The sequence below is a fragment of the Fischerella muscicola PCC 7414 genome, assembly GCF_000317205.1.
Classification (GTDB): domain Bacteria; phylum Cyanobacteriota; class Cyanobacteriia; order Cyanobacteriales; family Nostocaceae; genus Fischerella; species Fischerella muscicola.
In genome coordinates this window covers 1-14,042 of the sequence record NZ_AJLK01000137.1, presented here as the reverse complement: position 1 = coordinate 14,042, position 14,042 = coordinate 1, and the positions used below count along the sequence as shown (strand labels likewise).

17 protein-coding genes are annotated in these 14,042 nt (G+C 40.1%); 8 read left to right on the top strand and 9 right to left on the bottom strand.

The features are described 5' to 3' along the window. Positions 1-533: 533 nt before the first annotated feature. The gene (locus UYI_RS0122055; protein WP_016868850.1) at positions 534-2,765 is read left to right on the top strand and encodes a sensor histidine kinase; all 2,232 of its coding nucleotides are present in this window, start codon (positions 534-536) and stop codon (positions 2,763-2,765) included. 62 nt (positions 2,766-2,827) lie between these two features. Here UYI_RS0122055 and UYI_RS0122050 read toward each other — a convergent pair whose 3' ends face one another. After that, a complete protein-coding gene (locus tag UYI_RS0122050) occupies positions 2,828-3,862 on the bottom strand; it encodes an AI-2E family transporter (RefSeq protein WP_016868849.1) in 1,035 nt (344 codons plus the stop codon). A gap of 170 nt (positions 3,863-4,032) precedes the next feature. Between UYI_RS0122050 and UYI_RS40250 the strand changes: the two genes are divergently transcribed. The 3 genes from UYI_RS40250 to UYI_RS0122035 all read left to right on the top strand — a co-directional run bounded on the left by UYI_RS40250 (position 4,033) and on the right by UYI_RS0122035 (position 5,463). After that, the gene (locus tag UYI_RS40250; RefSeq protein WP_016868848.1) at positions 4,033-4,404 is read left to right on the top strand and encodes a TIM-barrel domain-containing protein; all 372 of its coding nucleotides are present in this window, start codon (positions 4,033-4,035) and stop codon (positions 4,402-4,404) included. Positions 4,405-4,592: 188 nt separating this feature from the next. Next, positions 4,593-4,970: an antibiotic biosynthesis monooxygenase family protein gene (locus tag UYI_RS33140; RefSeq protein WP_051035575.1), complete on the top strand. Its 378-nt coding sequence runs from the start codon at positions 4,593-4,595 to the stop codon at positions 4,968-4,970. 94 nt (positions 4,971-5,064) lie between these two features. Then, positions 5,065-5,463, top strand: a complete 399-nt coding sequence (locus UYI_RS0122035; RefSeq protein ID WP_016868846.1) for a nuclear transport factor 2 family protein — start codon at positions 5,065-5,067, stop codon at positions 5,461-5,463. A gap of 85 nt (positions 5,464-5,548) precedes the next feature. Here the strand turns inward: UYI_RS0122035 and UYI_RS0122030 are convergent, their stop codons facing one another. Both UYI_RS0122030 and UYI_RS37745 read right to left on the bottom strand, forming a co-directional pair. Continuing rightward, positions 5,549-6,013: a hypothetical protein gene (locus UYI_RS0122030; RefSeq protein ID WP_016868845.1), complete on the bottom strand. Its 465-nt coding sequence runs from the start codon at positions 6,011-6,013 to the stop codon at positions 5,549-5,551. Positions 6,014-6,072: 59 nt separating this feature from the next. Then, positions 6,073-6,267, bottom strand: a complete 195-nt coding sequence (locus UYI_RS37745) for a hypothetical protein (protein WP_102205775.1) — start codon at positions 6,265-6,267, stop codon at positions 6,073-6,075. Positions 6,268-6,320: 53 nt separating this feature from the next. On the opposite strand from UYI_RS37745, the gene bchI reads away from it, so the two are divergent. The 4 genes from bchI to infC all read left to right on the top strand — a co-directional run bounded on the left by bchI (position 6,321) and on the right by infC (position 9,318). Next, positions 6,321-7,430, top strand: coding sequence for a magnesium chelatase ATPase subunit I (gene bchI / locus UYI_RS0122020; protein WP_016868842.1), 1,110 nt, complete (start codon positions 6,321-6,323; stop codon positions 7,428-7,430). Positions 7,431-7,524: 94 nt separating this feature from the next. Further along, positions 7,525-7,824 carry a hypothetical protein gene (locus UYI_RS0122015; protein WP_026086104.1) on the top strand — a complete coding sequence of 100 codons (300 nt, stop codon included), beginning with the start codon at positions 7,525-7,527 and terminating at the stop codon, positions 7,822-7,824. A 226-nt stretch (positions 7,825-8,050) separates the two neighbouring features. Next, positions 8,051-8,347 (top strand): RNA recognition motif domain-containing protein, encoded by a 297-nt coding sequence (locus UYI_RS0122010; protein ID WP_016868840.1) that lies wholly within the window; start codon positions 8,051-8,053, stop codon positions 8,345-8,347. 479 nt (positions 8,348-8,826) lie between these two features. Beyond that, the gene (gene infC / locus UYI_RS0122005; RefSeq protein WP_081589252.1) at positions 8,827-9,318 is read left to right on the top strand and encodes a translation initiation factor IF-3; all 492 of its coding nucleotides are present in this window, start codon (positions 8,827-8,829) and stop codon (positions 9,316-9,318) included. 187 nt (positions 9,319-9,505) lie between these two features. Here infC and UYI_RS0122000 read toward each other — a convergent pair whose 3' ends face one another. The 6 genes from UYI_RS0122000 to UYI_RS0121975 form a co-directional block, all read right to left on the bottom strand. Then, a complete protein-coding gene (locus tag UYI_RS0122000) occupies positions 9,506-9,874 on the bottom strand; it encodes a hypothetical protein (protein ID WP_016868838.1) in 369 nt (122 codons plus the stop codon). Positions 9,875-9,970: 96 nt separating this feature from the next. Continuing rightward, entirely contained in the window at positions 9,971-10,975 is a 1,005-nt protein-coding gene (locus UYI_RS0121995) for an LLM class flavin-dependent oxidoreductase (protein ID WP_016868837.1), read from the bottom strand. Positions 10,976-10,986: 11 nt separating this feature from the next. After that, positions 10,987-11,328: a hypothetical protein gene (locus UYI_RS0121990; protein WP_016868836.1), complete on the bottom strand. Its 342-nt coding sequence runs from the start codon at positions 11,326-11,328 to the stop codon at positions 10,987-10,989. A gap of 504 nt (positions 11,329-11,832) precedes the next feature. Beyond that, positions 11,833-12,144: a hypothetical protein gene (locus UYI_RS0121985; protein WP_016868835.1), complete on the bottom strand. Its 312-nt coding sequence runs from the start codon at positions 12,142-12,144 to the stop codon at positions 11,833-11,835. Positions 12,145-12,146: 2 nt separating this feature from the next. Next, a complete protein-coding gene (locus tag UYI_RS0121980; protein WP_016868834.1) occupies positions 12,147-12,413 on the bottom strand; it encodes a hypothetical protein in 267 nt (88 codons plus the stop codon). An 18-nt stretch (positions 12,414-12,431) separates the two neighbouring features. Then, positions 12,432-12,887: a hypothetical protein gene (locus UYI_RS0121975; RefSeq protein ID WP_016868833.1), complete on the bottom strand. Its 456-nt coding sequence runs from the start codon at positions 12,885-12,887 to the stop codon at positions 12,432-12,434. Between the last annotated feature and the right edge of the window lie 1,155 nt (positions 12,888-14,042).

Here is a 14,042-nt window from a genome sequence, read left to right as displayed (position 1 = left end):
TCCCATCACCCCATCACCCCATCACCCCATCACCCCATCACCCCATCACCCCACCTCCCCACCTTCCCACACTCCCCACTCCAGAAACACAAGCGGGTTAATTCGACTGTTGCAAGAAGTCGAATCATCCTCACACAAGTGATTCACCCAAAAGGGTGAATCCGATCGCACTCAGGAAAATCTACGCTGAAATGTAGAAGAGTAGATAAATAACAGGCTGGTTTTATATCATTTTGGATTTTACGAAAAGTTTGTAGAGGCTTTGCGTCCAGACTTAGACGGACAAAGCCTGGATTATCGTAGACTAACGTCCTGGAGGAAACTTTAAAGCTTTTCAAGACGGATCGGGAATTGCTTTGTGTATCTGGACTGATATTAATCCATCTTTCGTAATCATTTTTTAAATTGGTACTAGTTTCTAGTCCAAGATTAAGAAAGTAGATTTACTTGTAGAAATAACCAAAATCACAGAATTTTCCAATTTTTAATTTTTAATTTTTTATTTTTAATTGTTTACCTGGGATGGGTTGCTGATGAAAATTACAAACCGAAAGTTCAGGGAGGAAAAATTGCTTCAGGCTGAGGCGCGCTATCAGGCGATTGTCAATGCTATCCCTGATACGATGTTTTGTATCAGCCGTGATGGAGAGTATTTAGATTTCAAAGGCGAGTATACAACAAAAGAGATTGTCGGTAAAAAATTGTGGGAAATCTTGCCTGCCAATGTAGCTTTGATCAAGCAAGAAGCGATCGCTAAAACTTTGGCTACTAACACTTTACAAGTTTGTGAATACCAACTATCAACACCTTGGGGAGTGCGAGATTATCAGGCGCGATTAGTCAAAAGTGGTGAAAACGAAGTCTTAGCAATTGTTCGCGATATTACAGAACCCAAACAAGCAGAAATTGCCTTGCAAAGTTTGGCACAAAAATTTTCTAAAGCTTTTCGTTGCAGTCCTGATCCAATCACAATTAGTACACTTAAAGAAGGACGCTACATAGAAGTTAACGATAGTTTTGTCCAACTTAGTGGTTATCAAGCTTCAGAAGTCCTTGGACGTACTGCTTTTGAGTTGAACATTTGGGTAAACCCAAGCGATCGCACAAAATTACTACAAAAGTTAGAAGCTCAAGGATCTATTCGTAACCAAGAAATTAAATTTCGTAAAAAGTCTGGCGAGATTATTTTAGTACAAGTTGCGGCAGAAGTCATTGAGTTAGATGGTATCCCCTGCCTACTTGCAGTCAGCCACGATATCACTGAGCGTAAACAAACAGAGGAATTATTACGCCTATCTTCTCAACGCGATCGCTTGTTGACAAAAACATTAATGCGAATTCGTCAATCCCTTAACTTAAACGAAATTTTGCAAACTACTGTCAACGAAGTTCGGCAATTTTTGCAAGCAGATAGGGTATTTATTGCCCTCAATGATAGCTGTGATTTATTCAAAATGATTGCCGAGTCGGTAAATCCACAATATCCATCTGTACTGAATTGGAAGAAAAAAGATGAAACTCTTTTGCAAGAATTAAGAACAAAACTTTTGACAGATAGGGTACGTGTAGTTGAAGACATCACTCAAACGACAGTTTCTCCCCACTTAGCAGCACTCTATCAGCAATTTCAAACTAAAGCTAGCTTGGCTGTACCAATTATGCTAGGTAAAGAATTGTTTGGAGCGTTAATTGCTAACTCTTGTGCTAAACCACGCTGTTGGCAACAAATCGAAATTGATTTACTCCAGCAGATTTCAGAGCAACTAGCAATTGCTATCCAGCAAGCGCAACTCTACCAAGAACTAGAACAACTCAACAATAATCTAGAACGGCAGGTGGAAGAACGCACTGCTCAATTACAGCAGAAAATGCAAGAATTGCAAGAAATTAACCGAGTCAAAGACGTATTCTTACACGCAGTTTCTCATGATTTGCGCACTACGGTGATGGGTAATTTGATGGTGCTGAATAATTTACTTAAAAGTGGGGAACTGGAGGGGGACTGGGGACAAGAGGGACAAGGGAGCAATCTTTCTTCGTCATCTCCCCCCACTCCTCACACTCCCCCTACTCCTCACACTCCCCCTACTCCTCACACTCCCCCTACTCCCCCCACCTCCCCACTGCCCCTAATCCCCACTCCCTTGGGGGAGTGGGGGCCCCGAGTTGCCCATCTCCCCACCTCCCCCATCCCCATTCCTCGTTCAATTATCGAACGCATGATTCAAGGCAATGATCGGCAACTGCGAATGATTGACTCATTACTGGAAATACATTCAACTGAAGTAGAGGGAATTATTCTTAACCAAGAAATAATCCAGTTTCATACATTTATTGAAGAAGTAATCAAAAATGTAGAGCCAATGTTGAGGCAGAATCAGTCGCAATTAAAAACATTGGTTGCTGAAGATTTACCATTAGTGACTGCTGACTCTGTAAAATTACATAATTTTTTTGTTAATTTATTTACTTATATTCTTCAAAGTAATCCACCGGGACTCGATTTACAACTGACTGCCAAAGTAGAAGCTGACATGATTCGTTGTACCATTCAATTTAACGGTACTCACATGAGTAAAGTAGAATGCGATCGCTTATTCGAGTTATATGTCCAGGAGCCACAAGCGCGTTTTTCTACAGGTATTGGCTTAAAGATGTATCTGTCTCGACAACTTATCAAGGCACACGGAGGTGAAATAGGCGTTAATAGTAACCCTAAGTGTGGAGTAAGTTTCTGGTTTACGCTACCCCTAGCAATTAAATAGAAATTTCACCGTGAGAAGCGAAAGTAAGCTAAATATTACTAGTTAATGTCTGCTGTTTTCTACTATATTTCTTTACTTGATTGCCAGTGATTGAGTATATCATTAACCAAAACTTCTTTGATCCAAATTTGGAACACAATTACTAGGGGAACAGCAAGAAATATTCCTAAAAATCCAAAAAAGCTACCAAAAAATACTACCGCCAATAAGGTAACTGCTGGCAGCAGAGATACCTGACTTTTCATTACTAAAGGTACAACAATTAAACTTTCGATTTGTTGAATTACAAAATACAACGCTATCACTGCGGCTGCTTTCCAAGGAGCATCACCCAGAGCAAGTAGCGTAGGTGGAATGACGCTCAAAGTTGGCCCCACATTTGGGATAAACTCTAATATTCCAGCTAAAGCAGCATTAACCAGTGGCAATGGAACTCTCAAAATTAGTAATCCAACATAGCTTAAAATTGCAATAATTGACATTGTTAAGAGTGTGCCTTTTACCCAGCCAGTTAAAGCTGTTGCACATTGACTAAGAATTTCATCAACTCGTCGGCGGTAGAAAGCTGGAAATAGCATGATAAATCCTTGCCGATACGGCAATGGATTAATCAAAAACATAATTGTCAGAGCTAAAAATAGCAACAATCCCAAAACAATAGAAAGCGAACTCCTCACCAAAGAAAAAAAGTTGTTAATCAGCTGATTTAACCAAGTTTGCAAACCTTGAGTGAGATACCTAAGCCCACGAATATTTTCTAACAGTTGCTCTGGAATTACATTTTGTAACCAGTTATTCCATGTTCGTAACCGTTCTAATGTTATCGGCATGAGATTAGCGAATTGTTGTAATTGGTCAATAATACGCGGCACAATCAACGCGAAAAAACCTATTAAAATGACTAGTACAATTACAACTGATATGGTTACTGCAAAGCCTCGCTGAATGCGAAATCTTTGGAAAAATTGCACCATTTGACTGAGGACTGTTGCTAAAACTACTGCTGCAAAGACTAGCAAAACGATTTGCCGAATTTGCCACAAAATATAAAGCGAGATCACAAGAGCGAGAAAGCCGAGTAATTGCCCGAAACGCACTGTGGCACCCTCCAGATGTTTGCTGTTTCCCTATTTTCAGCGATTGTGCTGACCTTAATTCTTCAAAATAGTGATTTTTTTCTCCTAAAAAAGCCCCTTAAAGACTGATTTTTAATTAGAAATGCTTTCTCGCATACCGATGAGAAATTGTTGCATGGGCGATCGCTCCTGTGTGGCCTGGTTGGTGTGCGTTCCCAGATTTTACCAATCCCAAGGTGCGTAGCTGGTGGAGTCGGCAGTACGCATACTTATTGGATGTTGGTGTAGCAGGATTCTGGCACGATATGAATGAGCCAGCAGTATTCGTTGCTAAAGGCGATCGCTCTTTACCAAAAGTCACACGTCATTGTATGGAAGGCAGAGGCGGTGAGCATCGCGAGGCGCATAATCAGGGAGAATATGCTTTTCCCTACGACAGGGTGCAACTGCATCTACACGGAGTTGAACTAAAACAGGCTTGGGTAGACGATGTAGAGGTTACTAGCCAAGGAAATGTGGTTGAGTGCAATCGGTTTGGTAAGGCTGTTTTGGATGTTATTTAGAAGCTTTTTTAAACGCGGAGGGGCGCAAAGGTAAGCGCAGAGAGAAGTTTGAGCTAGGGTTTGGGGCGATCAAAGCTTCGGTGGGGACGCAGAGTTTTTTATGGTTAATATTTTAATTTTTTGAAATTTTAAGTCAGTGTTTGCAGGAGACCGAGATATCCTTGTTTCACAAGCACTTTTTTACAGCTATGAAACGGGATAAATATCTTGGTATCTTTTTTGCACTGGGGGTATTGCTAGGTGGTTTATCCTTTACTTTTTTAGCACAGCTTAGGCATTTGCCAGTGATTGCCCAGACAAATAATACTCCTTCTCGAACTAAAACAGCGATCGCACGGTTCTGGCAGGGTAGAACGCTGACTTCCAAGGCAGATGAGTATTATGCTTATCTTATGGAAGCTGGTATCAAAAAAATTGAGTCGATTCCTGGAAATTTAGGAGTGCAAGTTTTTCGCCGTACTAACGGTAATATTACGGTGTTTACTGTTATATCTTACTGGGAGTCGCTAGACGCAATTCGGAAGTTTGCAGGTAATGATATTGAAAAGACTCGGCATCTTCCCTGAGATAAGGAGTATCTTTTAGAACTAGAGCCGACTGTTAAGCACTTTCAGGTTTTGTTTGACGATCGCAAATAGTTAAATTTGGTTGGTGATGATTATGAGCCAAGAGTTAGAAAATACTTTAAAAGTTGGTCGTCAAGCATTTGCATTCTTTCAACATGGTTTAGAAACTGGTGATTGGAAACAGTTTTTGGATATGCTCACAGAAGACTTTACTTTTTGGTTTCCGATGGGGAAGTTCCACGGGTTGAATGTGGGTAAACAACGAGCGCAAGAGTTTTTTCAATACGTTACACAGGCTTTTAGTCCTGGACTGAAAATAACTTCATTAGACCGTGTTACCACCAATGAAACAACGGTTGTGTTTGAATTCCGAGATGAAGGAATGTTATTTGGAGAACCATATAAAAATCGGGTAGCGGTTTCCTTTGATGTGCGTGGCAACAAAATTTGCAGCTACCGGGAGTATTTTGGCAGTGATGGCAAGTCGAATTGATTAGAAGGCAGCTATGCAGAAGGCAGGAGGCAGAAAGATAGACTACTTCTTCATACTTCATCCTTCATAACTTATCATCCTTCATTCAGTTGTTCTCAGCAATTGACTTATTTACTTCTCTACACTTAGCTTCTGCGGCTTGAAAGGCTTGTAAGTAATCTTTACCACCCAACATTACGTCACCGTAATACTCATAAGGTGCGTCGCCATAAACTGGCAGTGGGTCGTCTTCCGGATAATCTTCTTGGGATTCTTCGATGATAGCTTTCAGTTTTACTACTGTGAATGATTGTGCTGGAAAATACCAAAGTTCTTCTACATTTTTACGGTGATGAGGTAAGGTGGGATCGACAATGCGATCGCTCAACTCAATCCAAGCGTACTCCATCGGTTGATAAGGTTTACCCTTGGTAGCTAAAAATCCTTGGACGTAAATAGCTCCCTCCGTCGCTAATGCAGCTTTATAAGCATTATCAAACGGTTTTTTAGCCTTGCTTTTGATGCGAGCAGCAATATCAATAGACAGCGCTTCATCCAATAGTTTATTCATCAACAGCCAGACAACAGTAGTAACTAAAAGATCCTAACATCAAATTAAGTTGTTGGTTGTTAGTGGTTGTTTGTTGTTGGTTGTTGGTAGTTGGTAGTTGGTTGGTGATTGTTGGTAGTTAGTTGGTGATTGTTGGTTACTATTGTTTTTCCTCCCACTCCCCACCTCCCCACTGCCCCTAATCCCCACTCCCTTGGGGGAGTGGGGACCCCGAGTTCCCCACCTCCCCATCTCCCCATCTCCCGATTACCCATCTATGGCACAATAAAAAACGGTAATAAATAAAAATATTGATAAAGGTAGTTTAGTGAGTCCAACAGCTGTTGCGCGTCGTGTGGTATTTCCGTTTACGGCAATTGTAGGCCAGGAAGAAATGAAACTGGCTCTGATATTGAACGTGATTGACCCGAAAATTGGTGGTGTGATGATTATGGGCGATCGCGGTACAGGCAAATCCACAACTATTCGGGCGCTGGCTGACTTACTGCCAGAAATTCCCGTGGTTGCGAATGATCCTTTCAATAGCCACCCCAGTGATCCTGATTTGATGAGTGATGAAATTCGCCAAAAACTAGAAACTGGCGATGAAATTCCCATCGAACATAAGAAAGTCCAAATGGTTGATTTGCCACTGGGCGCTACAGAAGATCGGGTTTGTGGCACTATCGATATTGAAAAAGCTCTATCTGAAGGTGTCAAAGCCTTTGAACCAGGACTTTTAGCAAAGGCCAACCGGGGCATTCTCTATGTGGATGAGGTAAACTTGCTTGACGATCACCTGGTAGACGTCCTGCTGGACTCTGCTGCTAGCGGTTGGAACACAGTAGAACGGGAAGGTATTTCTATCCGTCACCCAGCCCGTTTTGTTCTGGTTGGTTCCGGTAATCCAGAAGAAGGTGAACTACGTCCCCAGTTACTCGATCGCTTCGGGATGCACGCCGAAATTCACACTGTCAAAGATCCAGCACTCAGAGTGCAAATTGTGGAACAACGGGCCGAATTTGACCAAAATCCCCTGGCTTTTGTAGAAAAGTATCAGCCCCAGCAACAGGAATTACAACAGCGCATTATCAAAGCCCAAGAACTTTTGCCCTCAGTTAATATTGACTACGACTTGCGGGTGAAAATTTCGGAAGTATGTTCTGAACTTGATGTCGATGGTTTACGGGGTGATATTGTTACCAACCGCGCCGCTAAAGCTTTAACAGCCTTTGAAGGGCGTACCGAGGTGACTGTTGATGATATCCGTCGCGTGATTGTACTATGTTTACGTCACAGGCTTAGGAAAGATCCCTTAGAATCGATTGATTCTGGTTATAAAGTTGACAAAGCTTTTGCACGTGTCTTTGGAGTAGAACTCTCAGAAGACACCGCACAAACAAATGGTACTGGTCAATTGAAAGCAGGTGTTCGTTAATTCATTGTTGCTGGTTCTTTGTTGATGGTTGGTTGTTACAAACAACAACCAACCATCAACAAAGAACAAATATGTCAAAGATGGTGGATTTGTGATGAGAAGCTGGCGCTTTTGGTTAAACACCTTAATTTTATCTAGCCAATACAACCCACCCCGGTTTGTAGAACTGTTAATGTTAACGCTAGCAATTGCCATGTTGACAATTTCTAGTCTTGTACCAACCGAAATTCCTTATATGGTGTTGGGTTTAAGTTTTGTGGTTGGTGCATCAATTTCTATCTTAGTCCGAGAAGCGATCGCTCCCTCTCCTCAGACGCGAGTTACCCAATTGACAGCATTACTATTATTAATTGTTAGTTTTTATGGCTTTGCTGATTTAATTAGAATGTTATGAATTGACAATCGTTATACTTAGTTATCAATTGTTAATATATCTTTTTGTAACAGTTTTTCCAACTTTGCTGCCAATATCTTGGTTGCTATGTCATCCTAGTTAAGGTGAGAGTTCATTCGGCGACCGTGTTTGTTTTTAGTATTGATGGGTTTTTTCCTTTTGGTATTGGCAGACTTTTCTCCGAAATCGCTCATCTCTACACAGCGAATGGTTTTGGAGAAAATCTATGTCAATTTATGTAGGCAATCTTTCTTACGATGTTACAGAAGATAGTCTGAATGCTGTTTTTGCAGAATATGGTTCTGTAAAGCGGGTTCAGCTACCTACTGACCGTGAGACAGGACGTTTCCGTGGGTTTGCTTTTGTGGAAATGGGCACAGAAGCTGAAGAATCCGCTGCCATTGAAGCTCTTGATGGCGCTGAGTGGATGGGACGCGACCTCAAAGTCAATAAAGCTAAACCCAGAGAAAACAGAGGTTCGTTTGGTGGTAATAGAGGAAGCAACTTCCGTAACCGCTACTAATCCGAAATCTTGATATACATTTAGCTGTTGAAGCTAACCAAATTCAGCAAATTAATTGCATTTAGTAGCGGCTCAGGCAGGAATGCTTGAGCCTTTTTGATACAAAATTTGGACTTTAGTCGAAACTTTAGTTTACGCCTTGATGCAAGACCCCCAGGGGCAATTGCCCACAATGAGAAGATGAATTAAACGTAGACGCGCCCAAGCGCGGCTTAAGGTAGGATACACAGTGCAAGGCGATTAACACAGATGGATCATGCGTTTGCTGCTAAGTTAATCCCCAATTTTTATTTTCAAGACAGACACTCATGTGATCAATCACACAAGCAGGGTATGAAAATAACTCTTTCCTGTTAAGAGTTAAGAGTTAAGAGTTCCCTATTTTCAAGACAGATATAAACTATGACTATTCATAGTTAACGTTGTGTTACCTTAGTATTACTTGCAAAGCAAAACTCTTGAAAAATTGAGAGGAAACTATTATCGTAGTCCAAAAACAATTAATTAACTCCCAAATCAAGTCACCTCAAGTCTTCTTGATTGATCACGAGAATAACAATCGTGGTCTTGTTGACACCCGTGAAGCTCTAGAGTTAGCCCAGAGTGTGGATCTTGATCTGGTTATAGTCTCCCAAGATAAAGATACTCCTGTGGCGAAGATTCTTAACTATGGTAAGCTTCAGTATCAAAAGAAAAAGCGTCAAAGCCAAAGTGCTAGACCCACGGTCAAGGAAGTACGATTCCGTCCAAATGTGGGTACGGCTGACTACAATTTACGCATCACTCAAGCAACTCAGTGGTTGAGTAAAGGCGATTCAGTAAAATTTGCTATTCGTTTACGAGGTCGAGAACATCAATATCGTGATCAAGCTGGAAAATTACTAGACCGCATTGTCAATGACCTCACTTCAGTGGGTAAAGTCCAGTCGCTTGATAAACGTTCACTAATTCTTCAAGTCATTCCTGCCTAAATTCATCTTTTAACAATCTCGTCAGAAAGATCCCTCAAGAAAGAAATTGAAGTGAAAGAGGGTCTAATAATATTGAACGGGCAAGCACCCACTTCACCAATTAAAAATTATTCTGGTGAAATGGGCTTCTAGCCCGTTATCATTTAGGCGATAAAACTGATAACTGATCACTGATGACTGATAACTGTTAAAGCCAATCTCGATAAGCTGAGATTTCATTGACACTAATTTCAAAGGGCATCCCTTTACCAAAGGGAGGATAGACACGAATATTCGCGTTATGATTAAATTTTTCTAGCTTGCTTCCTAGTTGGGGAATATTATTGACGATATGCCAATAAGTAACTATATCTGGGCAGTCAATTACTAATTTCAGGCTACCGTCTTTGGTCGTGAGATACCACTGACAACTAGATAATAATACTTGTGTGATGCGATCGCACGCTTGAAAAAAGCACGCACCAACTGACTGTTCTAGTTCCAGATACAGCATTCTATCCTGTGGCGTCACTTCGTTGGGTGGCATGTCATCTGGAGGTAAGAAGGGTTTTTTCATGATACTAGCCCTTGATTCAAAATTTGTTGATGGTTGATAGTTGTTTGTTGTTTGGTTTTTACCTACCAGCAATCAACTATCAACAACCAACAAACGTTACACATAACTTCGCACTTCTTGGTTATAGCGGGTTAAACTTTCGAGATTTTGTTGCCAATCAAAAGCTGAGGGTTTGAGTGCCAGTGCATCTATATTTAATTCATCCTGAAATCTTTTGATTTTGTCGCGGCAAGTTGCTACGTCCCCAATAATTGAGTTCTCTATTAGGTAGTCTTCTTCAAAACAAATATTGTGACGATCAAAAGGCTTTTGATGTTGGTTGCCGTGATTTTGCATAACGACAGCAGCATTGGCTTGCATTTTTTGGCTGAATTTGCGGATAAAAGGTAAAGCCTCACTCACTGCTTGATCATAGGTTTTACCAACAAAAAAGAAGCGTGCCAACATCAGTTTCTCGGAACCACTGGAATTTAATGCCCGATATTTGGCAACAGTGGTTTTCAATCTCTCCAGGGAAAAGGGTGGCCCCCCCATTAAACTAAAAGAATGTTTGGCGGCAAAGGTTATCCCCTCGTCATCACCACTGGCAATATACACAGGTATCTGTTTCTGCAAAGGTTTGGGGTAAATTGTGATGCGATCGCAATGATAGTAATTCCCCTGAAACGATACATCTGTTTCATACAAAAGTTTGTGAATTAATGTCATCGCCTCTAATGCTTTGGCACGAGATTCGCCCATAGGTGTGGCAAAATGTCTGTTGTGTTCAGGGAAAGGCCCACCTTTGGCTATGCCAAAAGCTAGTCGTCCACCACTGAGGTGATCGAGTGTGGCGATGTCTTCTGCTACCCGGATGGGGTTGTGAAACGCCAATAATACCGCCGCCGAACCTAAGCGAATTTTGGAAGTCACCCCCGCTAGGTGTGCCATCAATACTAAGATTGAGGGACTGAGATTGAATTCGTTAAAGTGATGTTCTGTTACCCAAGCATCATCAAAACCTAAATTTTCGCAGTGTTTTACCATCGCAACTTGTTCAGTAATAGCGCGATGGGCGTCTTGATGATAGTTTTCGTAATTGCAGAAAATTCCAGTTCTCATTGCGATCGCTATTATTCTGACATTGCTACCCAATGCAAATCTAACCACAAGCGCGGATCTGCTTGCTTGATTTTCGACATGGGATCACGTAATAGTCGCGAGGCATTTAGAAAGACTACCTGAACTAACCCCATGTTCTCTGCTAAATCTCGGAGTACTTCTTTGTGGGCTTGCACACGGGGCATCATTTCACCAGAACAATAAATCCCTATGTAGCGCAAACGTTTAGGAGGTCGCCCCCAATAATTGGTGATGACTTTGACATAACAGTCATCTAACAATTCTCCGACTTTGGGATAATATTTTTTGGCGATCCTCACATATTCTTTGGATAATATATCTTCTCTAATCATGACAAAACCTATTGCAATCAGGCAAGAGGCATAATTAGGGATGAAGGATGAAATTTAATACTTCATGCTTCATTCTTAATATGCTTTCAACTGGTCAATTAAGTCAGCAACCATGCACTATTTTTTAGGGTTTATCACATTATTAATATAGCATGATTTAGTCATGTAAAGATGACTAAATTATAGAATAAAAGCTAAAATTAATTGTGATTTAAAATTAAAACTATTCTAATTATTTAATAAATAATTTATCATAAAATAAAAACCAGTACGGTGCGTTATGGCTTCAGCCTAACGCACCATGTTATGGAGGTGCGTTAGGCACTCACATGATTTTCTTCGTGAAAAATGATATTAAAAGACGCGCCTAACACACCCTACTTAATTTAATAAATAATTCATCATAAAATAAAAGTTTGTAGTGAGATTAGTAAAAATCACTACAAACATAACAACACACAAGCAATATATATTTTTTTATTTCTAATTTCTTATTTCTACTTGTTAACGAAAATTGCGCTCTGATACTAATACCTCAGCTACCAAACTAGGTAAATCTGTCAAATCAGCATATCCTTCTGAGCCACGAATTGGAGAGATAAATGTATAGTCTGGATCACATTCTCCAGTGTCATAAACTTGGATGTACCACCGATCAGGAAATCCCTCCACAGCTATTTCTACAATGTACCAACTCATGCCAATCAAACGAGAATTAACAATGACAAACCACTCTCTATGTGCTTCTAAAACGTTCCACTCAGCCATGAGAAACTCTAAAGCGATTTGTCCTGCGTCAGTTGCAGTCAATAACATCTTTACTCCTTATTTGGAACTTCAGGAATTTCAGGATATAACCCTAACTGCTTAGATAATTCACGAGCAACATGAATTAGAAACTTTGCTCCATCGTCATTGCCTTGATGTGCAAATACTGCTGCAACTTGTAACATTGTTTGTATTAAACCTGCATCAAGTAATTCTGGCTGAGATTCTAAAACTTCTGGTTCCTGACCATTAGGACAGCTAAGTAACTGATCAATCAAATCAAAGTATAGATTTTGGCGTTCTTCTGTCATTGTCATAAATTTATTGTGTATTCCTTATTTCTCAATACTTTCCTGCCATAGTCTTTCCAACATTTCTACTTGTTGTTGAAAAATTCCAGCCCGATAAACTAGATACCTGTCGTATAAAAAAAAGAATATTCCCAGAACTATAGGAAATAACAAAAAGAACCATTTCAATAAATCAACAATTTTATATAGTTGAGTGTAAGTGAGCAAAATATGTAGAAAATTGGTATCAAATATTTTGATGTTATTTGTATCTTGAGTAAAATTTTGACATTCTTGCTCAAGAGTTAATAAATCTGTATTTTGGCTACCAAGAATACGAAATACACCTGTTTGTATTTGCTCTACTTTACAGGATAAATGCTGTATTTCGACTAGCTGCATATGTTGTTCCCAAGCCACACTCACTACTACTAGCTCAGGTGAAAGCACTATCAAAGTCAGTAAGCAAACTGTAAGAAACTTAGAAATTTGTAGTCTCATTTTGGCTCTCCCTTGCTAGGTAGTATGCACCCCGTGAGACAGTATCTTTTTGTCTGAATTGACCCTGTGTAGTAATTAAGGTATGAACACCCAAAAGTTAAGCCCAATCAGTTATCAGTGACTGTACAAATGTGAAAACTGATAATAAGCAGCATGTAAACAGTAACTATTGTTTTACTCAGGTCTTACACTAATTTTTTTACTGCCAATCAATAAATTTCTTGGCTCAAAGTTTAAGTAAGCTTTAACTTACTGTGTATATGTTTGAGTCCGTTTTAACGGACTTTACCTATAAGCTTTGCATTAAGGCTAAGTGCAAGATATGAGTTAACAAAACTGAATCTTTACAAGAGAACTTACACATTCAAAACCGCTCATATCTTAGTTCATTTGACTTACGGTTGTGAGGGCTTAAGAAGTCCCCCCCTTTGCAGGGGGGGGTAGAGGGGAATCTCTGCGTAAATCCTATAGGTTTTATAGCAGCTGCCTTCTCGCAAAAGAGTTGTTTGCAGCCGGATCAAGATTATTAAATTAATTAAATTTGTACTCAAAGCCCATAATTCCCATTTAATCAGTATTCAAAAAATATTTTGGGGTATGGGTGCTAGTATTTTGAGGCATGGGGACTCGCATTTTCAACATAGGGTGCTGGCATTGATGTACTCAGTCAGCAATTTGTAGAAGTCAAAGGTCAAACGTCAAAAGCTAAAAGAGAAAATGAGAATTTCACTTTTGTAGATAGTACTCATCCCCAAATTATTGAAAAATTTGCCAAATTTTAGTAAGAGAAAAGTCAGAGTTTCAATAAATAATAGCTGAGTAAATATATACTCAATGAGCATTAAAAATATAGAAACATCATATAATATTATTTTTAATTGTTTTCACAGAAAAAGTTGAAACTATCATTAAAAATTACAGAAATCAACTAGATTAACTTTTAAGATTGTTGGTTGTTGATGGTTAGTAGTTAGTGGTCATTTGTCATTTGTCATTGGTCATTTGTTAGTAGTTAGTAGTTAGTAGTTGGTTGTCTCCCCACCTCCCCATTGCCCCCCAACCCCAAAGGGGGCCCCTAGCCCCCAATCCCCAACGCCAGGTGCTTTATGCCGGGAAACCCGTCCACCGCACTGGCTCCTCCCTGTCGGTCGTGGG